Annotated in this window: 24 protein-coding genes, 1 tRNA gene and 1 pseudogene; 11 read left to right on the plus strand and 15 right to left on the minus strand. The window is 63.4% G+C overall.

The genetic code is table 11. The annotated features are described in order from the left end of the window. Positions 1–107: 107 nt before the first annotated feature. The 4 genes from VKR55_RS11070 to VKR55_RS11085 all read right to left on the minus strand — a co-directional run bounded on the left by VKR55_RS11070 (position 108) and on the right by VKR55_RS11085 (position 4200). Complete coding sequence (locus VKR55_RS11070; RefSeq protein ID WP_324402805.1) at positions 108–686, minus strand: Hpt domain-containing protein; 579 nt, start codon at positions 684–686, stop codon at positions 108–110. A 29-nt stretch (positions 687–715) separates the two neighbouring features. Further along, positions 716–1261, minus strand: coding sequence for a response regulator (locus VKR55_RS11075; protein WP_324402807.1), 546 nt, complete (start codon positions 1259–1261; stop codon positions 716–718). Positions 1262–1483: 222 nt separating this feature from the next. Further along, positions 1484–2263 carry an NAD kinase gene (locus tag VKR55_RS11080; protein ID WP_324402809.1) on the minus strand — a complete coding sequence of 260 codons (780 nt, stop codon included), beginning with the start codon at positions 2261–2263 and terminating at the stop codon, positions 1484–1486. A gap of 179 nt (positions 2264–2442) precedes the next feature. After that, positions 2443–4200, minus strand: a complete 1758-nt coding sequence (locus VKR55_RS11085) for an autotransporter domain-containing protein (RefSeq protein ID WP_324402811.1) — start codon at positions 4198–4200, stop codon at positions 2443–2445. Positions 4201–5016: 816 nt separating this feature from the next. On the opposite strand from VKR55_RS11085, the gene VKR55_RS11090 reads away from it, so the two are divergent. From VKR55_RS11090 to VKR55_RS11100, 3 genes are all read left to right on the plus strand, one after another. Continuing rightward, on the plus strand, positions 5017–7239 hold the full coding sequence (locus VKR55_RS11090) for a caspase family protein (protein WP_324402813.1): 2223 nt from the start codon (positions 5017–5019) through the stop codon (positions 7237–7239). A gap of 143 nt (positions 7240–7382) precedes the next feature. Further along, a complete protein-coding gene (locus VKR55_RS11095; RefSeq protein ID WP_324402816.1) occupies positions 7383–7676 on the plus strand; it encodes a hypothetical protein in 294 nt (97 codons plus the stop codon). Between the two features lie 173 nt (positions 7677–7849). Beyond that, the gene (locus VKR55_RS11100) at positions 7850–9460 is read left to right on the plus strand and encodes a S10 family peptidase (RefSeq protein ID WP_324402818.1); all 1611 of its coding nucleotides are present in this window, start codon (positions 7850–7852) and stop codon (positions 9458–9460) included. Between the two features lie 10 nt (positions 9461–9470). Here the strand turns inward: VKR55_RS11100 and VKR55_RS11105 are convergent, their stop codons facing one another. After that, the gene (locus tag VKR55_RS11105) at positions 9471–10856 is read right to left on the minus strand and encodes a serine hydrolase domain-containing protein (protein ID WP_324402820.1); all 1386 of its coding nucleotides are present in this window, start codon (positions 10854–10856) and stop codon (positions 9471–9473) included. 120 nt (positions 10857–10976) lie between these two features. Beyond that, a complete protein-coding gene (locus tag VKR55_RS11110) occupies positions 10977–11516 on the minus strand; it encodes a tetratricopeptide repeat protein (RefSeq protein WP_324402822.1) in 540 nt (179 codons plus the stop codon). A 311-nt stretch (positions 11517–11827) separates the two neighbouring features. Between VKR55_RS11110 and VKR55_RS11115 the strand changes: the two genes are divergently transcribed. The 3 genes from VKR55_RS11115 to VKR55_RS11125 all read left to right on the plus strand — a co-directional run bounded on the left by VKR55_RS11115 (position 11828) and on the right by VKR55_RS11125 (position 13688). After that, positions 11828–12109 carry a His-rich protein BRANT gene (locus VKR55_RS11115; protein WP_324402824.1) on the plus strand — a complete coding sequence of 94 codons (282 nt, stop codon included), beginning with the start codon at positions 11828–11830 and terminating at the stop codon, positions 12107–12109. Between the two features lie 233 nt (positions 12110–12342). Then, entirely contained in the window at positions 12343–12729 is a 387-nt protein-coding gene (locus VKR55_RS11120; RefSeq protein ID WP_324402826.1) for a hypothetical protein, read from the plus strand. Positions 12730–12974: 245 nt separating this feature from the next. Beyond that, positions 12975–13688: an outer membrane protein gene (locus tag VKR55_RS11125; protein WP_324402828.1), complete on the plus strand. Its 714-nt coding sequence runs from the start codon at positions 12975–12977 to the stop codon at positions 13686–13688. Positions 13689–14191: 503 nt separating this feature from the next. Here VKR55_RS11125 and VKR55_RS11130 read toward each other — a convergent pair. Further along, a pseudogene (locus VKR55_RS11130) lies at positions 14192–14413 on the minus strand (hypothetical protein); the annotation flags it as partial. Between the two features lie 376 nt (positions 14414–14789). On the opposite strand from VKR55_RS11130, the gene VKR55_RS11135 reads away from it, so the two are divergent. Next, complete coding sequence (locus tag VKR55_RS11135; protein ID WP_324402830.1) at positions 14790–15161, plus strand: hypothetical protein; 372 nt, start codon at positions 14790–14792, stop codon at positions 15159–15161. Beyond that, positions 15158–16009: an alpha/beta fold hydrolase gene (locus VKR55_RS11140; RefSeq protein ID WP_324402832.1), complete on the plus strand. Its 852-nt coding sequence runs from the start codon at positions 15158–15160 to the stop codon at positions 16007–16009. Before VKR55_RS11135 ends, VKR55_RS11140 begins: the two co-directional genes overlap by 4 nt. Before the next feature lie 6 nt (positions 16010–16015). Here the strand turns inward: VKR55_RS11140 and VKR55_RS11145 are convergent, their stop codons facing one another. The 7 genes from VKR55_RS11145 to VKR55_RS11175 all read right to left on the minus strand — a co-directional run bounded on the left by VKR55_RS11145 (position 16016) and on the right by VKR55_RS11175 (position 19969). Next, positions 16016–16432 carry a GFA family protein gene (locus VKR55_RS11145; RefSeq protein WP_324402834.1) on the minus strand — a complete coding sequence of 139 codons (417 nt, stop codon included), beginning with the start codon at positions 16430–16432 and terminating at the stop codon, positions 16016–16018. Positions 16433–16518: 86 nt separating this feature from the next. Then, positions 16519–16983 carry an SRPBCC family protein gene (locus VKR55_RS11150; RefSeq protein ID WP_324402836.1) on the minus strand — a complete coding sequence of 155 codons (465 nt, stop codon included), beginning with the start codon at positions 16981–16983 and terminating at the stop codon, positions 16519–16521. After that, the gene (locus VKR55_RS11155) at positions 16980–17309 is read right to left on the minus strand and encodes an ArsR/SmtB family transcription factor (RefSeq protein WP_324402838.1); all 330 of its coding nucleotides are present in this window, start codon (positions 17307–17309) and stop codon (positions 16980–16982) included. The genes VKR55_RS11150 and VKR55_RS11155 overlap by 4 nt, the downstream gene beginning before the upstream one ends. Positions 17310–17515: 206 nt before the next feature. Continuing rightward, positions 17516–17917 carry a hypothetical protein gene (locus VKR55_RS11160; protein ID WP_324402840.1) on the minus strand — a complete coding sequence of 134 codons (402 nt, stop codon included), beginning with the start codon at positions 17915–17917 and terminating at the stop codon, positions 17516–17518. A gap of 152 nt (positions 17918–18069) precedes the next feature. Next, a complete protein-coding gene (locus VKR55_RS11165) occupies positions 18070–18294 on the minus strand; it encodes a hypothetical protein (protein ID WP_324402842.1) in 225 nt (74 codons plus the stop codon). Positions 18295–18310: 16 nt separating this feature from the next. Further along, the gene (locus tag VKR55_RS11170) at positions 18311–19396 is read right to left on the minus strand and encodes an alpha/beta hydrolase family protein (protein WP_324402844.1); all 1086 of its coding nucleotides are present in this window, start codon (positions 19394–19396) and stop codon (positions 18311–18313) included. A 498-nt stretch (positions 19397–19894) separates the two neighbouring features. Beyond that, a tRNA-Thr gene (locus VKR55_RS11175) sits at positions 19895–19969 on the minus strand. Positions 19970–20175: 206 nt separating this feature from the next. On the opposite strand from VKR55_RS11175, the gene VKR55_RS11180 reads away from it, so the two are divergent. From VKR55_RS11180 to VKR55_RS11190, 3 genes are all read left to right on the plus strand, one after another. After that, a complete protein-coding gene (locus tag VKR55_RS11180) occupies positions 20176–20463 on the plus strand; it encodes a hypothetical protein (RefSeq protein WP_324402846.1) in 288 nt (95 codons plus the stop codon). A 321-nt stretch (positions 20464–20784) separates the two neighbouring features. Next, a complete protein-coding gene (locus VKR55_RS11185) occupies positions 20785–21288 on the plus strand; it encodes a hypothetical protein (RefSeq protein WP_324402848.1) in 504 nt (167 codons plus the stop codon). 48 nt (positions 21289–21336) lie between these two features. Beyond that, complete coding sequence (locus VKR55_RS11190; protein ID WP_324402851.1) at positions 21337–21822, plus strand: hypothetical protein; 486 nt, start codon at positions 21337–21339, stop codon at positions 21820–21822. Positions 21823–21890: 68 nt separating this feature from the next. Here VKR55_RS11190 and VKR55_RS11195 read toward each other — a convergent pair. Further along, positions 21891–22500, minus strand: a 610-nt coding sequence (locus VKR55_RS11195; RefSeq protein ID WP_324402853.1) for a TrmH family RNA methyltransferase, incomplete at its 5' end; no start/stop codon positions are given.

Below are 22500 nucleotides of genomic sequence, written 5' to 3' on the forward strand. Positions count from 1 at the left end.
CATCGGCAAGAAATGGTGGGCACGCTGTCGCTTTGCCCACCCTACGATTGTGCGTGAGTGCTTGTACAAATGCAGGAGCAGCCCGGCTCCCGCGCAAGCGACGTGCTCTAATCCCCTGGCACAATGCTCGGCGACATGATCGCCTCGAGATGCTCGGGCCGGTCGCGGTTCACATGCATCAGATATTCATCCGCGACGCCACGCAGCTTGCGGCTCAATTCGCTCGCAACGGTCGCGCTGTCGAGTCGCGTGTGATTATGCACGATCGCCAGGATCGCGTTGATGTGGTGCGTGATCAGTTCGGCCGGAACCTTCTCGACCTCGGGTGCGTGCTCGATGATGCGGCACAGGCTTTCAGCCGCGACTGCGGCGGACGGATAACCAAACGTCGCGGCGTCGCCCTTGATGTCGTGGGCGGCGCGGAACAATTCATCGGCGGCTTCGTCGGAGAAACCGTTCCGGACGATCGCGCGATGCGAGTCGGCGAGCCGCTCAGCCTCGATCAGCATCCACGACTTGAACTCGCCGGCCAAGTCGGCGAGGGCTTTTTCCGCTAGCGCCACGGGGTCGTCGAAATCCCGCTCGTCGACGCGGTGCAGCACCTTGCGCAGCGGATTGGGCTGGGTGATGACCTTGTGGGTGGCGTAGTGCTTGACGCTGATTTCCGCCGGCTTCTCTTTCGCCATTTTGAGGTTCCTTCGCGGTATCCTGGCGGCTAGATGGAAGAGCGGGCTTTGTCGAGCAGCGACGGTTGCTGCAGCACCTCGACCTCGCCGCCGACGCGGCGCTCCGGACCGATATAGGCGTTGTTGGTGTTGCGGCGGCGGTCCGGTCCGAAATAGGTCTTGGTCTTGATGAAGGGCCGCGGATTGGCGACGACGTTGAGGATGCGCTGATACAGTCCCTTGGCCGAGATCGGCTTGGCCAGGAATTCGGTGACGCCGGCATCGCGCGCCACCGTCACGCGGCGCTTCTCGGAATGTCCCGTCAGCATGATGATAGGGGCGTAGGGGTTGCCCTTGGATTCCGGCTGGCGGATCATCTGCGCGAGCTCGAGCCCATCGAAGATCGGCATCGCCCAGTCGGTGATGACGATATCGGGGACGTAGTGGGTGTACATCTCAAGTGCGGTCGCACCGTCCTCGGCTTCGTAGACTTCGCGCGCGCCGAACGAATGCAACAGCGTGCGCAGAATGCGGCGCATATGCGGGTTGTCGTCGCAGACGAGAAACCTGAGCTTGTTGAAATCGATGCGGAACATGGACCGGCCTTGGGGGCGAACCCGGTCAGAAAGCGGGTTACCCCACATTAACCATAGGGCGATGCCGGTTAACGAAGGGTTGCGAAACGCACCCGGAATGCATCAACCGCCGTATTCTTCGACTCGTCATGCGCGGGCTTGACCCGCGCATCCATCTGACAAGACTCCGATCCAAGGAGATGGATTGCCGGGTCAGGCCCGGCAATGACGATGGATAAGCTCTCAATGCCCGAATTGCTCGCGCAAAATGCGCTCTTCGAGGCTGTGGCCGGGATCGAACAGCATCCGCATCGCGATGGTCTTGTCGGAGAGCACCTCGACCCGCCGCACATCGCGCGCCTCGTCGTGGTCGGCCACCGCTGCCACCGGACGCTTCTCGCCCTCCAGCACCTCGATCACGACATAGGCGCTGTCGGGCAACAGCGCGCCGCGCCAGCGGCGGGGACGGAAGGCGGAGATCGGTGTCAGCGCGAGTAGCGCCGCATTGATCGGCAGAATCGGCCCCTGCACCGAGAGGTTATAGGCGGTCGATCCGGCCGGCGTCGAAACCAGGACGCCGTCGGCGATCAATTCCTGCATCCGCTCGTGGTTGTCGATCAGGATGCGCAACCGCGCGGCCTGGTAGGTCTGACGGAAGAGCGCGACCTCGTTGATGGCGTGGTGGATGTGGACCGCGCCTTGGATGTCTGTGGCACGCATCAGAAGCGGATGGATCACGGATTCGCGCGCCTCGGCCAGCCGTGCGCGCAAATCGCGGGTCGAGAACTCGTTCATCAGGAAGCCGACGGTGCCGCGATGCATGCCGTAGATCGGCTTTCCGGTGCGCATATGCTGATGCAGGGTCTGCAGCATCAAGCCGTCGCCGCCGAGCGCGACCACGACGTCGGCTTCGGCCGGCGCGCAATTGCCGTAGAGATTGGTGAGCTGCGTCAGCGCCGCCTGGGCTTCCTCGCCAGCGCTCGCGACAAAGGCGATCCGGTCATGTCGCTTGGGCGTATTCATGAACTCTCAGAGGCTCGCAAAGGGGCTCGGCTCGTGCGCCGGAAGGCGACGCGCCGGTCGTCTATATAGACTTGGCGATCCCTGTCGAGATGACGGCGAAAGAGATTCGCTTCCCTTAAAGTAAACGGGCGGCCTTTTCAGGGCCGCCCGTCCAGAACTTTGGCTGATTGTCGCCGGTCTCAGTACTTCGCGACGACCGGGCTCGGGCTGAAGTGATAGTTCACGCCGATCTTGCCCTGCCACAGGTAGTTCCAGTCGGAGAGCGAGGTTACGCCGTTGGAGGACAGAGCCGTGTGCCGGCCGAAGTCGAGGAAGTCGACCTCGCTCTTCGCCGACCAGCCCTTGCCCAGGTCAAACTCGGTACCGAAGCCTGCGGTCCAACCGGCGCGGGTCTGGCTGGTCGAGATCTGCGCGTGGTTGAAGGTGAGGCCCGGCGGCAGCGGCGGAGCGAGCGCAAACCCGTTTTGGTTGGTGCAAGTGGCGCCGCCGTTTATTGGATCGAAGCACGTCACGGTAATCCTGCTGTCCTCGAACGCACCGCCCGCCTTCACGTAGTACAGGGTGCGCCCCATCGCGTAGCCGAGCTTGCCGGCCACGGTCGCGATCCAGTTCGTGTTGTCGCCGACCTGCAGCATAGAGGCCGAGGGTACGGAGAGCCCAGCGCTCGCTGATGGCGGCAAATTCCTCGCACCATGGGTGTTGGTGCCGACGATATCGCCCTCGACGCCGAGCACCCAGTTGTTCGGGAGTTGCCTGTTGTAGCCGAGCTCGAAGCCGCCGAGCCCGCCTGCAACCCACGGCCGCTCGCTTTGCGCAGGCGTGGTCAGCACGGTGACGTCGGTCCGGCCGTAGTCCGCGCCACCGATCGCGCCGACGTAGAAGCCGGTCCAGTTGGTAGGCGCAATGTAGGGGTGCGGCGGCGCCTTGACCTTGAACGGCATCACGGCAGCGATCATCTCGGGCGTGAACTGATACCTTACGCCGCCGCTCAGGCCCCAGCCGGTGATATTGTCACCGTTCTTGTAGTCGGCGCGGACATAGCCGAGCCAACCCGTGTTGACCACCTGACCGGCAAGGCCGAGCGAGTACTGGCCATAAGTGCCGATGCGGCTCGTGGAGTTCGTGGCCACCCCATTGATCGGCGAGTTCACACCAGGGACCGGAGTATTGGTAATGACGGCCGGAAATGTCCCGGTCGCAGTCGTGTTTCCAGCGAATTCATGAAACACGCTCACGGACGCGAAGGGCTGCCAGTTGACCTTGGCGCCCGCGATGTTCTTGCCGAACCGCAAGCTCAACCGACCCAATTCGCTCTCGATGTCGTTGATGCTCTCCGTCGCGGAAAGACCGGCGCTCTGGAGGTTGCCCGGCATCGTGAAGGGATCGATCGCGGTGCGCGAAAAGATGAAACCGCCGGACGGTTCGATGAACCAGCCGTTCTTGAGGTCAAAATTGTAACCCGCGTCCGCGGTGACTGAGAACCCGTGACCCGACAAGGGCTGGTTGCTGAAGCCGTACCCCGCGTTGAAGAGATTGATGTTGAATTCCTCCTCGCGGAACATCACGTCCGCGAAGAATCGTCCCTTGGTAGCGACAAGGTAGGTCCCGAGGAACGGAACCTGGAAATCGTTGGTAAACGGAAAGGCCTGATTGGTATCGTTCGTCCTGGCGCCGACATAGCCGGCGGTCGAGCCCAGGTGAACATTCCAGCCATTCCAGTTCAGTCGCGCGATATCAGCGCCGATCTGAACGCCACCGAAGCTGAGGTGGACCCGGTTGTTGCAGTTGGTGTTGACCTGGTTGAGGACCACGCCGCCCGGCGTAGTACCGGTGAGAACCGTGGAGGAGTTCGATTTGACATCGGCTTCGCCACCGACGCCGCGAACCCAAACGCCACCGCCCGGCTGATTGGGAACCGGATTGGGCGGGGCGGACACGAATGCGCTACCCTGCTGCGACAGGAAAGCGGTTTCGACGGAGGAGATCGCACCCGCGAGTGCGGCCGAGCTTTGGCCAAGAGACCCCGCAACCGCTGGACCGTTTGAGGTAAGCCCTATCGGCTGAGCCGAGGTACAGTTTGCGCCAAGTTGCGCAAATGCCGCAGATGAGGCGAAAGTCACTGCTAACGCGGCTACCGTCGCCGGGAGAAACCGTCTGGTCAGCGTGCCCTTCGCCGCCGGTCCGTTCGAGATTTTGTTCATATTGGTGTCCCCCGCAAAAAGGCGCATTAAAATTCCGCTATTTTAGGCCACAGGTGTTGCCGAGCGGACAAGGGCTTCCTTAACAGGATGTGTCCAAAACCAGGCCTTTTGTGAGCTTTTCGAGTCTATTGTGGCGTGAGAGCAACACAGGGGAGCCGTGCTCCGGTAAAGTCGTAGGGGGACTGCCTTTTTCCGTGCGAGCGGCGCCGTATGCCACAACTTGGATTTGCAGGTCGGGTGGCGGGCACCTCGCCATTTTTACGAATCTCCGCGAGAAAGAGGGGGCTGCCGCGGCTGCGGTGGCAGTCGGGGCGCGACGCAGTACGTCCTGTCGGATGGCTTCGAGTCGCAGCCGGCCCGCGCCCAACGTGATCTGGATCACCGTGCGCCGCGGTGGACTGGCGCTAGCCTTGGCGCGATGCTGATTGATGGTGATCGCAGGGCGCGGTATGCTGCTAAACGTACGCGAATTTTTTCAATGCGTCGGGTATACTGGCTCTGATATTTGGAAGGGGGATGCGCGGCCAGTAATGGCTTAGCGCTGAATTAAAGATGATCAGGCGGCTTGTGTCCTTGGCTGCGGTGATCGGAGCAACCATCGCGATGATGGTTCTGGCTCCTACGGCCGCCTTGGCGGACAAGCGCGTAGCGCTCGTGATCGGGAACTCCGCCTACCAGAACGTCCCTAAGCTGCCGAACCCGTCCCGCGACGCCAATGCCGTCGCCAAGATGTTCAAGGACGCGGGCTTTGATTCGGTCGACGTGTTGATCGACGTCGGCAACCTCGATTTCAAGCGGGGAATCCGCAAGTTCGAGGAAACCTCCGACGATGCCGACATCGCTGTCATCTACTATGCCGGCCACGGTCTCGAGATCGCCGGCAGCAACTATCTCATTCCGATCGACGCCAAGCTTGCCAGCGACCGCGACGCCGATGACGAGGCGATTCCGCTGGAGCGGCTGGTCTCTTCGGCCGACGGCGCCAAGCGGCTGCGTCTGATCATCCTCGACGCCTGCCGCGACAATCCCTTCGTCGGCAAGATGCGGCGTGAGCGGAGCCGGAGCGCGAGCCGCGGCGTGCAGGGCGGTCTCGGCAAGGTCGAGCCGACGGAGACCGACACGCTGATTGCTTACGCGGCGAAAGCCGGTTCGACGGCCGAGGACGGCGATGGTCAGCACAGCCCGTTCACGACGGCGATCCTGAAGGACTTGCCCGTTCCCGGTCTCGACGTGCGACTTGCCTTCGGCCGCGTCCGCGACGAAGTGATGAAGTCGACCGGAAGCCGACAGGAGCCGTTCGTCTACGGTTCGCTCGGCGGCGGCAACGTTGCGTTGGTGCCCGCGCCCGCCAAGCCGCAGGAAGCGCCGATGAGCGAGGTCAAGGCCGACTTCGAGCTGGTCCAGAAGATCGGCACCCAGCGGGCCTGGGAAGTGTTTTTGGGTACCCATCCCACCGGGTTCTACGCGGATCTGGCGAGAGCCCAGATCGACGCGCTCAACAAGGCCGTGGCCGTGCCGCCGCCGGCCCCACCGTCCTCCGCGCGGTCCAACGACGTCGCCTCGCTGGAGCCGAATCAGATTCCGAGCCGTCCGCCGACGACGCAGGAGGCGTTGGAGTGGAGCAAGGTGAAGGACTCCACCGATATCGCGGCGCTACAACAATTCATCAAGCGCTTCCCGGATGCACCGCTCGCCATCACGGCGCAACAGCGCATCGATGTGCTAAAGCGCCAGGCCCAACAGCGCGAAGACGCGCAGCGCAAGGCGGACGCGCAAAAGGCTGCAGAAGCTGCGCAAAAGCAGCGCGAGGAAGACGAGCGCCGGGCCGCCGCGGCCGAAGCCGCCGAGAAGGCCAAGGCAGCCGCAGCCGCAGCCGAGGCGCAGAAGAAGCGCGAAGAGGACGAGCGTCGTGCCGCCGCCGCTGAAGCCGAGCGGCAGGCCAAGCAGGCCGAAGCCGATCGCAAGGCGAAGGAAGCGCAGCAGAAGGCCGATCAGGCCGCGCACGCCAAGGCGGCTGCGGAAGCCGCCGCAGCCGCGGCCGCGGCCCAGAAGCAGGCCGAGGAAGCGGCAGCCGCGCGCAAGCAGGCTGACCTTGCGGCGCAGAAGGAAGCGGCCTGCAAGGACCAGCAGGGCAAGCTCGACGCGATCCTCGCCAAGGGCAGCGCGGGCACTGGCGTCGATGATCTGAAGCAGTTCTCGCGCACCGTGACCTGCGACCGGCTTGGCCCGGTGGTCGCCGCATCACTCCAACGTTTCAACGCCGAAGTCGCCCAGCGCACGGCCGAGGCGCCCAATTCGCTGCCGCTGGTCCGCTCCGCGCAGACCGAGTTGATCCGGCTCGGTTGCTTCACCGGCCGCCCCGATGGTTCGCTGACCTCGACCCAGGCTGCGCTGAGCCGCTACAACAAGATCGAGGGATTGCCGACCAACAATCCGGTCGTGACCAAGGATGTCGTTGCCGACCTCGTCAAACATTCGAGGCGCGTCTGTCCGCTCGAATGCAACGCCGGCGAGACGCTGAAGGGTGATGTCTGCGTCGTCGACAAGACGACGCCGGCGCCTGCGACCTCGACAGCCTCGCGCAAGAACAACGACGAAGGCAATGCGCCTTCGCGCCGCAAGCAGGCCGCTCGCGAGCATGAGCAGCCGCACCGCCGTGAGCAGAAGCAGGCGAGCAGGCCTGAGCCGCAGGCGCGGCAGCAGGCAATGGCCCGGCCGAGCGGTGGCGGTGGCGGTGGTGGCGGCCACAGCGCCATCGTCGGTGTTGGCTTCTGATCGCCACGGCGGTGGCTTCTGATCACCACGGCGTTGGCTTCTGATCGCCACATTGTTAGAATTAACCGTAAGGCTTCAACCATAAGGCTTCAACTCAAGCATAAGGCTTCAACATTGTGTCTCGTAACGCCACGGAGTGCCGGATGAAGACTATGTCCCGCAAGTTATCGCTGTTTGCGGCCGTGGCCGGCTTTGCCGCTGCGCTGTCGATCGCCGCGCCCGCGAAGGCAGCGGAGATTGGCGCGACCGGCAAACAGACGGCAGCCGTTTCGACCGCCAAGGTCGCCTCTGCCCGGATCAAGCATCATCGTCACTGGCCGCGCTATCGTGTCGCCTCCTGGTACACGTCGCATCTGCGGTATGCGGATGCGGCTGGTTGGGGAGGCTATTACTGGAGGCCGCAGCCCGTCGTGCTGATGGTCGGCATCGCCTTCTGAAGTTTGCGAGTGTCGCCGGATTGACTGCGATGCCGCAATGGTGATCGCGGCAAGGTGTTACCTGCACTCCGCCCCATCGCAATTTCCCGCTAGAACTTGCGCCTACCCAAGGCCCTCGGAGCCACGCGCGAAGCTGTTCGCCGGGCTGATCGGGGGAAGCAGGGAGCGGTTGCATGACTTGCGCGTTGAAGGTTTCGCGCCCGTTGGATTGGGCTGCGGCCCTGGTCGCACTCACGCTGGCCGGCGCAGCATTTGGCCAGGAGGCGGTGCCATCGCCAACGCCGTCCGCCCCGCCCAGGGAGCAGAAGGGCGGTCCTTCCACGCAGACCCAGTCCGGACGCCGCGCCGCTGAAACGCCGGCCAATCCCGCGGCGGCCGAGCGGCATCGGCTGCCGCCGGACTCGACCACCCATCAGACGGTCGAGCTTCCCGGCCGTACGCTGTCCTTTACCGCGATCGCCGGCTCGATCCGGCTGTTCAACGACAAGGGCGAGCCGCAGGCCGATATCGCCTACACGTCCTACCAGCTCGATGGCGCCGATCGCGCAACGCGCCCGGTAACGTTCCTGTTCAACGGCGGACCGGGTGCCGCATCGGCCTGGCTGCAGCTCGGCAATAACGGGCCGTGGCGGCTAACGATCAATGCGGATTCGGTGACGCCCTCCGCATCGCCCGACCTGGAGCCCAACGCCGACACCTGGCTCGATTTCACCGACCTCGTCTATATCGATCCGGTCGGCACCGGTTACAGCCGTTTCGTGGCGACGGGCGAGGACGTGCGCAAGCACTTCTTCTCGGTCGATGGCGACGCGGCATCGGTTGCAGTGACCATCCGCCGCTGGCTGGAAAAATACGACCGCCTGCTGTCGCCAAAATATGTCGTGGGCGAAAGCTATGGCGGCATTCGCGCGCCCAAGGTCGTGCGCGACCTGCAGCGCGACCAGGGCGTCGGCGTGAAGGGGCTGATCCTGATCTCGCCCGTCCTCGATTTTCGCGAATTTGCCGGCTCCAGCATCCTGCAATATGTGGCGCGGCTACCGACCTACGCGGCCGTGGCGCGTGAGGCCAGGAACAAAGAGGCGAACAAGGCAGCGGGCAAACCTCTGACGCGTGCCGACCTCGCCGACGTCGAAAAATATGCCAGCGGCGATTTCCTGCTCGACCTCATCAAGGGCGTGGCCGATCCGGATGCGAGCAACCGCCTCGCCGACAGGGTGGCGCAGCTCACCGGCATCGATCAGGCGGTCAGCCGGCGGCTTGCGGGTCGCTTCGACGTCGCCGAATTCCGCCGCGAGTTCGACCGCCAGCACGGGCGTATCACCGGCCGTTACGACGCGTCGGTGTCGGGGCCCGATCCCTATCCGGACTCGAGCTTCCTGTTGTTCAGCGATCCGTCCGGCGAGGGCATCTCCGCTCCGGTCTCGAGCGCGGTGGTCGATCTCACCACCCGCAAGCTGAACTGGCGCCCGGACGGCTCCTACCAGCTCGGCAACCACACGGTCGAGCGCGCCTGGGATTTCGGTCACGGTATCAATCCGCCGCAATCGGTCGCCGACCTCAGGCAGACCCTTGCGCTCGATCCAAAGATGAAATTGCTGGTAGGCCACGGCCTGTTCGATCTGGCGACGCCGTATTACGGCAGTCAGATCCTGCTCGACCAATTGCCGGCCTATGCCGGCCCGGAGCGCGTGAAGCTCATGGTCTATCCGGGCGGCCACATGTTCTATTCGCGCGACGCCTCACGCAAGGCGTTTCGAAGCGAGGTCGAGGCGCTGATGAAGTAGGCGAGGGCGCCTACGTCCGCGCCCGCGGCTTCGCTATGCCGTATCTGCGCTCCATCTCGCGCCCCACCACTTTCCCGGGCTTGGCGTTGGCGCCGGCGAGCCAGATGTCGGTGACCTCGCCCCGCTTGTTGCGCGAGCGGCGTACCTCTTCGCCAAAGCTCGCATAGCCTGCCGCCGCGGTGATGCGGCCCTTGTCGCGGCCGGTGATCTCGATCTCGGTCGCATCCATGAACGGGCTCATCATGTGCGGATTGCCGACCAGGATCCGGTCTCCCATCGGCACGAGGTCAAGCGCGTACCAGACCGTCCACCAGCGCCCGCGCCAGTCGTTGAGGCGCCGCGCGGGAGCACCGTGCGTCTTGAAGGTGCGCAGGATATGCAGGCAGCCGTCCATCCAGAAGGGGGCAGCGCCATCGATCGAGTTGCTGAGGATGCTGATGCCGACCTCGCAGTCCGGCAGCACCGCGGTGCGCGAGAGGTAGCCCTGAAAGCCACCGCCATGGCCGAACCAGTCAAAACCTTCGCTGGTGCCGGCGGCAACGCCAAGGCCGTAATGGGCTTCGATGCTCTGGGGAATGCGGCGATGCCGGCGCGTCATCTCGCGGCGGCTCGCGACAGAGAGCACGCTCGTCTTCGCGTTCGGCGCAAGCTGCGCGAAAAAGCGCGCGGTGTCTGCGGCGGTCGCAACAAAGCCGGCGGCCGAATTCATCGCGTTGGCCGGATTGTCGCCGGGAATGACGAACCGCCTGCCTGCGGGAAAAAGCCGGGTGTGACCGCGCGCGAACGGCGTGCCTTTCGCAAGCGGCATGTTCGGGACCGTCTCGCGCAAGCCGGCGGCATCGACGATCTCGCGCTTGATCCAGGTCTCGTAGGGCTCGCTGGTGACGGCTTCAATCAGAAGCCCCACCAGCGCGAAGCCGTGGTTGGAATATTTGAAACGCGTGTTGGGCGCAATCGCGGGCGGCGATTTCAGCTCGGCAAGGACTTCAGCCGCCGTGAGATAGGGTCGGCTGTCGATGAATTGACCGGAATCGGCGCCGTCGCGGGTGAGGCCGGCGCTGTGTGAAAGCACTTGCGCGATGGTCTGCGCGGCGACGCCCGGGTGCAGGCCGTTGATATAGTCTCCGATCGCGTCGTCGAGGCGCAGCTTGCGCTGTTCGCGCAGCTTCAGGACGCCGGCGGCGCTGAAGGCTTTGGAATGCGAGGCGATGCGGAAACGGTGGCGCGGCGTCAGCTTCTCGCTTGTGTCGAGATTGGCAAACCCGAAGGCGTGTTCGGCAATGACCTCGCCGCGATGGGTGATTGCGATGATGACGCCCGGTTGCTGCGACACCATCAGTTGAAATTCGAGCCAATCGGCGACGTAGTCGGCCGCCGAACCTAACCATGCTTCCATCGCTGCACCAGAACCCCGCAAGTCGTGCAATGCTACCCGACATAACAAAGCCGGCACAACCTTTTGAGGTTGTGCCGGTGTCATGCCGATGGTTCGGCGCAACGCGCCTGAGCGAACGTCTCAATAGACGAGGGCGGTGCCCGGCGGCTGCTCCAGCGCTGCGGCGAGCGAGCGATAGTCGGGGCTGTCCTTGCCGGCGAGCTCGGCGATCTTCCGCAGGTGATATTCGGCCTGCTCGCGGTTGCCCTGCTCGAGCTGCCACAGGCCGTAATACTGCCAGGTCCGTACGTGATCCGGGTCGGCCTTCAGCGCGCGCTCATACCAGACCTGGGCGAGCTTGTAGTCGCCGAGCTTGCGGTAGGAATAGCCGAGCAGATTGGCGACGTCGGCGCGGTCGTCGTGTCCGAGGGCCTTGAGCTGATCGATCGCGTCGGCGTAATCGTGGCGGCTGTAGATCGTCGCATAGGCGGCGTGATAGCCGGCCAGGAATTTCGGGCTGTCGATGCTCGAGCTCTTCTTGCCCTTCTTGCCCTTGTGAGTGGTCGGAGCGGGCTTCGGATTCTGGTCGTCGCTGGAGGCATAGGCCGAAATCACGGGCGCCGCCGCCAGCGTCGCCGACAACAAGGCCAATGGCAGGAACTTGCTTGAAAACTTGCTCATGCATCTTTCTCCCGATTGGATTCCGGCCCAGCGTCGCACGCGGCCGAGATCGATCCTACACTTTATCCCGCCGACTTGAACATCGCTGAGTCCGAAATATTCCCGGGATCGCGGCCCGCGCGGAAAGCCCATTTTCGCCGCCGGCCGGCCCCATCGCGCGGCCGAATATGAACAGATCGTCACGCAGATGAACGCAGTCTGATTCATCGTTTCAGGGTGGGTTCAGTGCGGGGTGCATAGGGTTGTCGTCATGATCGACGGGACCGGTCATCAGCCGATACCTCCGAGATCCCCGCCAAGAGGAGACCACCATGTTCAAGACGATTTCCGCAGCCCTGCTTGCCGCCTCGGTTCTCGCCGCTCCGGCCTTCGCCGCGACGACCAAGACGACGCAAGTCCCTGTGAGCAAGACGACCACGCAGACCGAGGCTACCCCGGCCGCGACGACCCCGGCCAAGGGCAGTGCGGTCAATACCAAGAAGAGCAAGCATCACCGCAAGGTTGTGCGTCACTATCAGCGCCATGCGAAGCCCGCCCACAACGCCAAGGTCAGCGTCAAGCGCGCCGCGCCCACCACGACCAAGCGCGGCTGATCCCGATCTGCTCGGCGCGGTTCGTTCCACACATTGCCCCCGCCGCGCCGGCGGAAAGGCCGGCCCGCCCGCAATCCTCTCCCCGGTTGCAGGGCGGGCCGGAGCCGTCTCCGCTCACGACGAATTGCTGTTTCCTTTACCCGCAAGGACAGTCTAATACCGATGACGGGATGGGCAGGGGACCTTTCGGAAACAAGATGCGGGCGCGGGCATCAGCAAGATACCTTGCGGTTTTGCTGCTGCCGCTCCTGCTTGCCGCCTGCGAGACCGATGACATCAGCGCGTCATCGTTTTTTCCGAGCGACGACAAGCCCCAGCCTTTTCCGAGCGACTACAAGCCCGAAATCCTGGCGTTCATGCACACCTATCTCAACAACCCCGTCGGCGTGCACGATGCCGTCATGGCCGAGCCGGCCCAGCGCACGGTTGGCGGCAGGGTACGCTATGTCAGCTGCCTGCGCTTTTCCGAGCGCCAGTCCGACGGCAGCTATCGCGAGCCGCGCGAGCGCGCGATTCTCTTCGTCGATGGCCGGCTCGACCGCGTCCTGCCTGATGGCAGCGACGAATGTGCCGGAGCGGTTTATGCACCGTTTCCGGAACTGCAAAACATGCAGCGTTGATCGCTGCGACATCTTAACCGCGATCACTTTTCGGGGAGACGTGAACCATCCGAAGGGCGGGTTCGACTCCTTGATGAGCGGAAATCGTCCGGAATCGGCCGGTTCGGCTCCCGCAAGCGGATCGCCGCGGCTGCCGGTTCCTCGTCGTCACATTTGCGGCAGCGCGACTCCCGCTTCGCCGCGAGGCAACCAAATTGAAGCCAATTTGTTGGTTGATCTCGCCGCCGAGTGAATGGGGAATTCCGATGAAGAGACTATTGCTTAGCGCAGCCGCTTTGACCGCCCTTGCAAGCCCCGCGCTGGCGGCCGACATGCCGGCGCGCACCTATACCAAAGCTCCTCCCGTCTACTCCGCGCCGGCGGTGATCTACAACTGGACCGGCTTCTACATCGGCGGCCATGTCGGCGGCGCCTTTGCCGGCAACAACAGCCTCACGGGCAGCGATGGCCGCTTCATGGGCGGCGTGCAGGGCGGCTTCGACTATCAATTCGCGACCAACGGCGTGATGGGTATCGAGGCGCAGTATAGCTGGCTCAACCGCAACACCACCGGCGTCAACTTTCCGGGCGGCACCGTGATCACGGCCAGGAACGACCAGCTCGGCTCCGTGACCGGCCGGGTCGGCTACACTTGGGGTCCGGGTCTGCTCTATGCCAAGGGCGGCTACGCCTGGCGCGACAACCCGAACATCGCCTTCACCACGGCCGGCACCCCGGCGGCTTTCACGACCGACGGCAATCACCAGAACGGCTGGACCGTCGGCGCGGGCCTTGAATACATGTTCGCTCCGAACTGGTCGGCAAAGGCCGAGTACCAGTACTACAATTTCGGCAGCACCACCTTCACCGGGGGCCCGGCTGCAATCGTCGGCTCGCGCTTCCGCGACGACGATCATACCGTCAAGGTCGGCGTGAACTATCGCTTCGGCTGGGGCGGACCGGTCGCCGCCAAATACTGAGCGACGCCAGACGACTTGCTGCGTTTCAAAAAGGCCGGCGCAACGTCGGCCTTTTTCTTGTCGCGGCGTTGCCTGAAAAATAATTCCAAGCGGACATGAAACTTGTCACGCAGCGCAGCTATTATTGTCGCGCCGGCTGCTGGACAACAAACATGCGTATCTTTGTGTCTTTGCTGATCTCTTGCGCGGTTGCGCTTCCGTGCTCTGCCCAAACCATCCTCAAATCCGAACCCCTCGCGCTCGCTCCCTATGAAGTTGCTTACGTGCAAGCCTCCTCCTGTCCCGCGGGCAAGGTTTTGAAGGTGATCGGCGCGATCCGCGGGCTGCATCGCAGGCGCGTCTGCGTGGAGCTATCCGCGGAGCAGGCCTCGCTCGCCGTGGCGACCCCGTAAAGAGGGCGGACCTGTTCGAAAGGAAGTCTGTCGAACAGCTCGGCCTTCCCGGATGGGATAAGCTGCAAACTCATCATCGTTCTTTGTGAATTGCGGCTCCTTACCTGCAATCCGCTCGGCTTCCGCCTTGTTTATGGCGGGGTCCTCGTCCGGCTCAGCCAGGCAGGGCCGGATTTCATAGTCATTGTCGAGCACGGGATGCGGCGCAGTCTTGTCATCGTCGGTGGCGACGTCGATGACGAGCCCGCTAAGGCGGGCGAATTTCCAGACATCGGCTTCTGTCGGATAGGCCTTGCTCAGCTTGGCGTCGCTGGAAAACAGCGCGTAGGGCATCAAAGAAGGGCCTCCCCTCAAGTCCTCGAAGTCAACGCTGTGGGATGGGGTTCGGTTGCGGTGGCAAAGCGGCCAAGTGGGGGCGGAATCCGGCCGATTTGGGCCCATTTGGCGGGGTCGCCTGAGTCGTAAACGGGAGGTGAATCCCAGAAAAAAGAATCCCTGGGACTCCCGAGCTAGAATCGCCGGATGGTTCCGGCCATGGAAACGAGCCCGCAAACCTTCTGCGAACGCACGCAGCTTACCCTCGCGGTGGGGCTTCTGGTCGCCTGTGCAGCCAACGTCGTGCTGGTATGCGCGTGGCTTTGAAGGGCGGCGATTGACGCGGCCGCTGTTCCCCTGATCTTGCATTGAGAAACGCGAGAGGAGGGGCCGAATGCTCGAAGCGCTCAAGGAGCGGGTTAATGCGGATGCCGGTTTGGTCCGGCGCGGGCGCTATCTCACCACGACTTTTCTCATTCAGTCCGGCGACACGTCCTGGCTGATCTCGATCTTCGAGGGCAAGATCGTCTCGGTGACGCGCGGGCCATTCGTAATGCCATCTTCGTCCTTTGCGCTGCGCGCGAGCGAAGGCGAGTGGCAGAAATTCTTTCTGGCCAAGCCGCCGCCGGGCTCGAACGACCTGATGGCGCTGGTCAGGCGCAAGACGCTCAGGGCCGAAGGCGATCTTCAGGTGTTCATGGCGCATCTACGCTACTTCAAGGAAGCGCTGGCAAAGCTCCGGCCGGCTGCGGGAGGCGCCGCATGAGCGCGAAGTTCGAGCCGATCGTCGGCCGCTACATGCATTTCGAGCTGTTCGGCCGGCCGCACCGGATTTATGTCGAGGAGGCGGGCGAGGGCAGACCGCTGCTCTGCCTGCATACGGCCGGCAGCGACGGCCGCCAGTACCGGGCGCTGATGAACGATGCGCGCGTGACGTCGCGCCATCGCGTCATCACCTTCGACATGCCCTGGCACGGCAAATCCTCACCGCCCGCGGGCTGGCATAACGAGGAGTACCAGCTCACCTCGGCGCAATACACGACCATGATCCTGTCCGTGATGTCGGCGCTCGGGCTCGACAAACCGATTGTGATGGGCTGCTCGATCGGCGGACGGATCGCGCTGCATCTGGCGCTGGAGCACCCGCAAGCGTTCCGCGCCATCATTGGCCTGCAGGCGGGCGCGCATGTCGATCCCTACTACGACCTGAATTTCCTGCACCGGCCGGACGTGCATGGCGGCGAGGTCTGCGGTGCGATCGTTTCCGGCCTGGTCGGACCGGATGCGCCGGAGACGGAGCGCTGGGAGACACTGTGGCACTACATGCAAGGCGGGCCCGGCGTGTTCAAGGGTGATCTCTATTTCTATAAGATCGACGGCGATATCCGCGATCGTGTCGGCCGGATCGACACCAGGCGCTGCCCGCTGTTCCTGCTGTCCGGCGAATATGATTATTCCTGCACGCCGGAGGAAACGATGGCCGTGGCCAACAGCATTGCCGGCAGCCACGTCACCATCATGAAGGGGCTCGGGCATTTCCCGATGAGCGAGAACCCTGAAGCCTTCTTGAACTACCTGCTGCCGGTGCTGGACCAGATCGCGGCCATCGCCTGATTCATTTCATGCCGGTGGCATCCCGTCGAATTTCGGCAGCGCTGGATCGACCTTGTCCCACGCGTAGCCGCGCACGCCGTAAAAAACCATTTGCGGCTTGTATCGGCTGGGATCGTCAAGGCTCGCGGCGTGCACGGTGAACAGGTCCGGCATGGCCTTGAAGGTCATATACACCGGCGACCCGCAGGTTGGGCAGAAGGCGCGGGTCTTGATGTTGCCGCTATCGGCAACGATGTCCCAATGCCTGGCGTCGCCTTCGAGCTTCACGCTCTTCTTGCCGGCGAAGGTCAGATAGGATCCGTGCCCGGTGCCGCTTTTCCGCTGACAGTCACGACACTGGCAGTCGGTCATCACCAGCGGTTCGGCTGAGATTTCATAACGGATCGCACCGCACGCGCAGCCGCCGGTAAATGCCTCGCTCATGTCTTCTCTCCTGTTACAAGGCCCTGTTGAGCCACGATATGTCGGGGCATCGAGCGCGCTCGCTCGATGCCGTCTTTGCGATCGCGTCAGTGTCGCTCGCCGGCGGCGACGCGGAGGTTTCGGAAAACTTTCGGCCAGCCGTCGCTCATGTTCTGGAAGGCAGTGTCGTTCTTGGGCAGGACGAAGCCCGAATGGACAAGGCGAAGGCGCGTTCCGTCCTGGACGCGGGAAAGCGTGAACGTGACGACGGTATCGAGCCGCGATCCGTAGCCGACATTTGCCTCGTGGCCACCTTTCCAGGCATAGGCGAAGCGTTCGTTCGGCACAACCTCGAGCACCTCGCAGTAAATGGTGCCGTCCCAGGCGCCGGCCGGCTTCGTCTTGAACGTGAAGCGATTGCCTTCCACCGGCTCGAATCCCGTCGGCGCCATCATCCAGCGGCCAATCAGTTCGCCTGTCGTCAGCGCTTTCCAGATCGTCTCGGGCTGATGCGGGAAGACCTCGTCAACGGCGATGTCCTGCGTTTCGGATTTCAATGCAGCGTGGTTCATGGATCGATTTCCTTGAGGAGAGTGCGTAGGTCGCCGAACCGCTTGCGCCAGAAGGCGCCGTAGTGGGTCATCCAGTCGACCAGCGGCGCGAGGCCTTCGGGCTCTGCGCGATAATAGACGTTTCGGCCCTCGGGGCGCTCGGCGACCAGGCCCGCCTGTCTCAACGATTTGAGGTGCTGGGAGATGGCGCCCTGGGTGACGCCGCTCCCCTTCGTCAACTCCACCACCGTGAGCTCGTCGGCGTTGGCGATGCGTTCAAACACGGCTCGCCGGGTGGGGTCGGCGAGCGCGCGCATGACGGTGTCGATGGTGGCGGTCTGGATCATGGCAAAGACATTAGCGAGTACTAATTAATTAGTCAACGCTAATTGTTTGCGACAAGCGTCATTTCTCGAGATGGCCGCGTACCCATCTGATCGAACCAGGAGATTCCTCGATATGTGAAGTCCGGCAAAGCCCCGCAGCGCGCCGACGCAGTTCCCACGCGGCAAACGCGAAGCACCTCCGCGGCGATTCCCCGCAAATGAAAAAGCTATTTGCCTGGCTGCGGCGGCGACGCGTCCTTGATGGCGGCGCGCAGTCTTGCCAGCGTTGCCGCGAAATATTCGTCGCGCTCGCGGTTGAAGCGCTCCTGATGTGCGCGGAAGCTCGCGATCCGGGCGCGGATTTCGTTCGCCAACTCGCCCTGCGTCCTGAAGCGGCCGAGAGTGTCCGCGGGAAGCGGCGGAGGTGACGCGGCGGTGCGGACCGGCTCGAGCACGGGCGGCTTCGCCTTCGGCGGCGTCAGCTCCAGCGCTTCCATCACGGCGGCTTCAGCGGAAGGCGGCCCAAACGGCATGCTCGTACGGCCGGCCTCTTCCTTGCGGCCCGTCACCGATTGCACAAAGGCCATGGTTTGCGCGATCAGCGCGTCGCGGTCTTTCATCCAGCTCATGAGCCACCTCAGCCGAGCAAAAAGGTCGGTCTCGCGCGGTGCGGAATCAAGAGCAGAGCCATCGGCTTGCGTGGAGAAATGTCAGTTTTGGTTGATACGTGACATAACGGTCACGGCTTGCGCACTGTGCCGGGCACGTGCCCGGTGTGGTGTTACCGGTGCTCGCGCGGATTGACGTTTGGCACGAATGGCGCGCCGCCGACGACGCGTACCGGTGTCTGGTCGGCGAGGTAGGCGGGCCTGCTCTCGGCCGGCGCCGGCGGAGGGTTAATCAGCGCCATGATGCCGGCAAAGGCGGCGGTGAACAGCGTGACCGTCGCGAGCAGCACCATGTTGCGGTTTTCTTCGCGGATGCGCATGGCAAGAAAACCGGGCAAGACGCCGGTTGTTCCCTCACCGCGAGAGCGCGTCGTCGACGGCGTAGATACTGCAACGCGTGGCGTTCCGGGTGCAGGCTTCCAGCGCTTCGCGCTCGGCGTCCGCAGCTGTCCGCCTGCTTGATCGCCAGCCGAATGAGCCGTCGGGAGCCACCGCAAAGGCCTTGTGCGGGGCGTGGCCGAGATACTGTGCAAAGGCGTCCTTGCCGTTCGCGCCAAGCTGTGGCGGCACGGGCAGGGCGTCCACCGATATCTGATACTGCAGGTTTTGCGCATGCAGGAAATCGTCGACATAGGGTGTCCACGTCGCAGCGCTTGAACCCGAGAACAGGAAATGGCCGTCCTTGCCGAAGCGAGGAGCATCGATGAACGTCACCTTGCCACCGCTGCCCGCAAACGCATCGCGAAACCGGTGCGCCAGGTCGGGCGGGAAGAAGCCATCATTCTTCGCATACACCCACAGCATCGGCACGCGCGAGGTTGTGCCGAGCTGACGGAAGAGATCGACCAATGGCTTGTCGCCGCACACCATGCCTGCGCGCGCCGAGCCGCGGCCGCCGGCGAAGCTGATCGCGGCAGCGAGGCCCGGCGGCGCCTGTGCGGTGAGCCCAACGGTCGCGAGCCCTCCGGCGGAATGGCCGATTGCGATCATGCCCCGCGTCGTGACATCGCTGCGCTTGCCCATCGCCGCGATCGCGGCCTTGAGATCGGCGACCGAGACGGCAAGCGCGTCGCGATAATCGGGGCGACTGCACGAGCCGTAGCTGTCGACGAGGCCGCCGGGCGAGGTGCCGTAGCCACGGCGCAGCACCGCGAGCGCGGCAAAGCCGCGCCGCGCGAATTCATACGCGATCGCGCGATAGCCTTGCGCCGTCATGCCGGCGCGGTCGTCGACGTTGCGTGGCGTGCCATGGCTGATGAGCGCCAGCGGATATTGTCCGGAAGCCGCCGGGCGCATCAGGAACGCTTCCAGCCCGCGCGCGCCGGCTGCAGCCATCGGAATGCGCAGACCTTCGCTATAGAAGTCGGCGGAATGGGCGGGGGGTGCGAACAGGAGCACGAGCACGAAGCTCGTAAATTTCCACCAGTGTGTTGCGTTCATGCCTGCCCCCGAAATTCGCGGACACAGGGCACCGGCCAAATGTTCCACTCGATCTTTGGCTGACAACCCGTTGATATCGTTGGCTTTGAAATATGGGCGGACGCAAACGGACGCTGCCAAGGAGAAGTGGGCATCTTAACACAGGATAACGCACCGAATCGGATGACGGGTCATAGTCGCGCCCGCGCTTGGCGGCCGGGGGTGTACGCGCAGCCGGGACAGCACATCATGGATCACGCCGATCCAAGTAACCGCTCGGGCAATGACGCCCGCGCAAGCAACCGCGTATTTTGTGCGAGATGCGCCGAGGAGCTTCGTCTCTTCATCGAGATACTTGACCCCCGCCACGGCAGGACGTTTCGCCTGTTTCGATGCCGGTGCGGAGAGATTGTCTGGGACGATTGAGCCCGCCCAAGTTGGTGGCCTTTTGCATGGTCATCTCTGACCCAAGTGGAGTTGGCGACCGCGCGCAAGAAAATTCGTCGCAGGAAATACGGATGGTGCCGGCTGAGAGGATTGAACTCCCGACCTTCGGTTTACAAAACCGCTGCTCTACCGCTGAGCTAAGCCGGCGCTGGCCGCTGAAAGTCTTTCGATGATCGCTTTAGCTGATCGCGGACGTGCCGACTACTAGCAGATGCCGGCTAACGCTTCCTGACGCGCCTGTTTATGGCAGGCTGTGGGCGCCCGTCAACGCGGCATCAGGATTGCCGATCGGTTGCATTTGCCGGGCGTGGGGGCAAAGCTGGAACCACTCCGAATCGGCTGGGGAGAATGAAATGATCAAGACATTTGCGGTCGGCGTTTGTTTTATCGTTGTTGGGTCCTGTTCAGTAATGACTGCGGCCCGCGCGGCCGATCCGGCTTTCTGCCGGCAATATTCGCAAGCTGCTCTCAATCAGGTGCGTGGCGGACTGGCGAATCCCGGCTGCATCGGCGGCATGCAAGGCCCGCGCTGGTCTTCCGATTTCAACATTCACTACAATTGGTGTCGCGGTGCATCCTTCACCGCCGCCGGTCAGGAGCGGGATGCGCGGACGAGCTATCTGCGCAGTTGCAGAGGCTGAGCAACGCAGTCGCGATTGGCTCGACGATCACGAGATGGCCGCCCTTCGGGGCCGCCTCTTTGCTGTGATTTGAGTTCGGCACCTTGAGCAGGCGGCTGGTGGCATCGTCACCGTCGCGATCGGCGCTCACACGATTGTCGCGATCACGCCTGGCTGACGTCAGATGCTTACACACGTTAACGGCTGGTGACCGCGACCGGCGGCATTAAGACAGGTAAACGGCGGACGCGTTAGGCTTACCGGAAGTTTCACGGGCGTTCTTAACCCTTGGTATTGTTCGTTCCGTTAGATTGGGTGCAGCCCAATTCGGACACTGGATGCATGCGCCTTCAATTGGCTCTGACCTTCTTGATAGGACTTTCGGCTTCGGCGTATGCCGAAGGCTTTGACATCGTCGTTCCCGGCCGCCCCGGCGTGCCGATCATCATCAATGGCATCGATGTTTCCTATGCTGTGCTCGAAGGCGGCTATGGCCTTGGCAAGGGTGTGAACAACCAGCCGACCATCTATGGCGGGCGCGTCGTGCCGCCTGAACCGGCCGTCGGCCATTATTACCCGACACTGGGTTTGAAGCCGGCCTATGGCCGTCTCGAGATCGAGCCGCCGCCCAATCGCAAGCTGCCGAAGCCGGCCGAGAGCTATCATGAATCCTGGTCCGTGCAGTCGTGGCCGACGCCTGCGACGTCGCCGACCACGCAGCCGGACGTTCCGCTCTATCCGCCGCCTGTGATCATGGCGCCCCCAGATGGCGACGACCGCAGGCCGCACGACTTCTCAGGTCCGCCGCAGGACTTCCGCCGCAAGCCTGAGAGAATGCCAAACTAAACCAGAAGAGTTGCAGACCAAAAAACTGGTCTAACAGGAGAGTGAGTAATGCGTCATACGATTAAGGGATTGGTCGCGGCTTTCGCCGTGATGACGGCGGGCGCTGCGCCCGCAATGGCCTGCGGCTACAGCCCTTGCGCCAGCTATGCGCCGGTCTATGGCTATAGCTACGCGCCGGCCTACGCCTATACGCCCAGCTACGGCTATATGTATTCGAGCGGCTGCGGCGTCTGCGGCAACACCTGGGCCTACGATCGGCTCGCCGAGCCGACGACCCAGTACTATTACGTGAACCAGGGCCCGACCTATTCCGGCCCCGGCGCGTTCGCCCCGGCTCCGGCCTACCAGGAAGACGCACTGCCATATGCCGCTCCGACCTACGGCTATGGCTATCGCCATTACTACCGTCCGCATTACCACCGCTACCACTATGGCTATCGCTACGGCTACATGCCGCGTCGCTATGCCTATCGCCACTACTGGGGCCACCAGGGCTACTATTACGGCCGCCCGCTGGTGCGCCGCTACTACTGATCGCTTCCTTGGTTGAAGCAAGCGGCGCCCGTTCGCGAAACGCGAGCGGGCGCTTTGCTTTTCGGCGCTCAATCCATCAGAGCGAGCCGCGTCGCGCCGATGTAAAGCGCGAGCACGGCGGCGTTGGAGACGTTAAGGCTCTTGATCTCGCCGGGCATGTCGAGCCGCGCCACGGCACTGCAAGTCTCGCGCGTCAATTGTCGCAAGCCCTTGCCTTCGGCGCCGAGCACCAGCGCCAACGGCTCCTTCAGCGCGAGCGCGGAAAGATTTTCGCTGCCCGCGCTATCGAGTCCGACCGTCATGAAGCCGCGCTCGTTCAGCCGCGTCAGCGCACGCGCGAGATTTTGCACGGTCACGAGCGGCACCAGCTCCAATGCGCCGGATGCGGCTTTGGCAAGGACCCCGGTCGCCTCCGGGCTGTGGCGCGCGGTGGTGACGATCGCCTTCACCGAAAAGGCCGCCGCCGAGCGCAGGATCGCGCCGACATTGTGCGGGTCCGTGATCTGATCCAGCACTAATACGATTGCGTCGGTCGTCAATGTCGCGATATCGGGCGTCGGCAGCGGGTCGGCTTCCGCCAACAAACCCTGGTGCACGGCATCGTCGGGCAATTGCGACGCGATCACGTCGGGGCGCACGATCTCCGGCGCAACTTTTGGCGAAATGTTCTCCTCGGCA

The sequence above is a fragment of the Bradyrhizobium sp. genome (assembly GCF_035309285.1).
Lineage (GTDB): Bacteria > Pseudomonadota > Alphaproteobacteria > Rhizobiales > Xanthobacteraceae > Bradyrhizobium.

Excerpts from the sequence above, each read along its gene's own strand:
- VKR55_RS11070 (WP_324402805.1), bottom strand. The coding sequence starts at position 686 with ATGGCGAAAGAGAAGCCGGCGGAAATCAGCGTCAAGCACTACGCCACC.
- VKR55_RS11075 (WP_324402807.1), bottom strand. The coding sequence starts at position 1,261 with ATGTTCCGCATCGATTTCAACAAGCTCAGGTTTCTCGTCTGCGACGAC.
- VKR55_RS11080 (WP_324402809.1), bottom strand. The coding sequence starts at position 2,263 with ATGAATACGCCCAAGCGACATGACCGGATCGCCTTTGTCGCGAGCGCT.
- VKR55_RS11090 (WP_324402813.1), top strand. The coding sequence starts at position 5,017 with ATGATCAGGCGGCTTGTGTCCTTGGCTGCGGTGATCGGAGCAACCATC.
- VKR55_RS11095 (WP_324402816.1), top strand. The coding sequence starts at position 7,383 with ATGAAGACTATGTCCCGCAAGTTATCGCTGTTTGCGGCCGTGGCCGGC.
- VKR55_RS11100 (WP_324402818.1), top strand. The coding sequence starts at position 7,850 with ATGACTTGCGCGTTGAAGGTTTCGCGCCCGTTGGATTGGGCTGCGGCC.
- VKR55_RS11105 (WP_324402820.1), bottom strand. The coding sequence starts at position 10,856 with ATGGAAGCATGGTTAGGTTCGGCGGCCGACTACGTCGCCGATTGGCTC.
- VKR55_RS11110 (WP_324402822.1), bottom strand. The coding sequence starts at position 11,516 with ATGAGCAAGTTTTCAAGCAAGTTCCTGCCATTGGCCTTGTTGTCGGCG.
- VKR55_RS11115 (WP_324402824.1), top strand. The coding sequence starts at position 11,828 with ATGTTCAAGACGATTTCCGCAGCCCTGCTTGCCGCCTCGGTTCTCGCC.
- VKR55_RS11125 (WP_324402828.1), top strand. The coding sequence starts at position 12,975 with ATGAAGAGACTATTGCTTAGCGCAGCCGCTTTGACCGCCCTTGCAAGC.
- VKR55_RS11135 (WP_324402830.1), top strand. The coding sequence starts at position 14,790 with ATGCTCGAAGCGCTCAAGGAGCGGGTTAATGCGGATGCCGGTTTGGTC.
- VKR55_RS11140 (WP_324402832.1), top strand. The coding sequence starts at position 15,158 with ATGAGCGCGAAGTTCGAGCCGATCGTCGGCCGCTACATGCATTTCGAG.
- VKR55_RS11145 (WP_324402834.1), bottom strand. The coding sequence starts at position 16,432 with ATGAGCGAGGCATTTACCGGCGGCTGCGCGTGCGGTGCGATCCGTTAT.
- VKR55_RS11150 (WP_324402836.1), bottom strand. The coding sequence starts at position 16,983 with ATGAACCACGCTGCATTGAAATCCGAAACGCAGGACATCGCCGTTGAC.
- VKR55_RS11155 (WP_324402838.1), bottom strand. The coding sequence starts at position 17,309 with ATGATCCAGACCGCCACCATCGACACCGTCATGCGCGCGCTCGCCGAC.
- VKR55_RS11160 (WP_324402840.1), bottom strand. The coding sequence starts at position 17,917 with ATGAGCTGGATGAAAGACCGCGACGCGCTGATCGCGCAAACCATGGCC.
- VKR55_RS11170 (WP_324402844.1), bottom strand. The coding sequence starts at position 19,396 with ATGAACGCAACACACTGGTGGAAATTTACGAGCTTCGTGCTCGTGCTC.
- VKR55_RS11180 (WP_324402846.1), top strand. The coding sequence starts at position 20,176 with ATGATCAAGACATTTGCGGTCGGCGTTTGTTTTATCGTTGTTGGGTCC.
- VKR55_RS11185 (WP_324402848.1), top strand. The coding sequence starts at position 20,785 with ATGCGCCTTCAATTGGCTCTGACCTTCTTGATAGGACTTTCGGCTTCG.
- VKR55_RS11190 (WP_324402851.1), top strand. The coding sequence starts at position 21,337 with ATGCGTCATACGATTAAGGGATTGGTCGCGGCTTTCGCCGTGATGACG.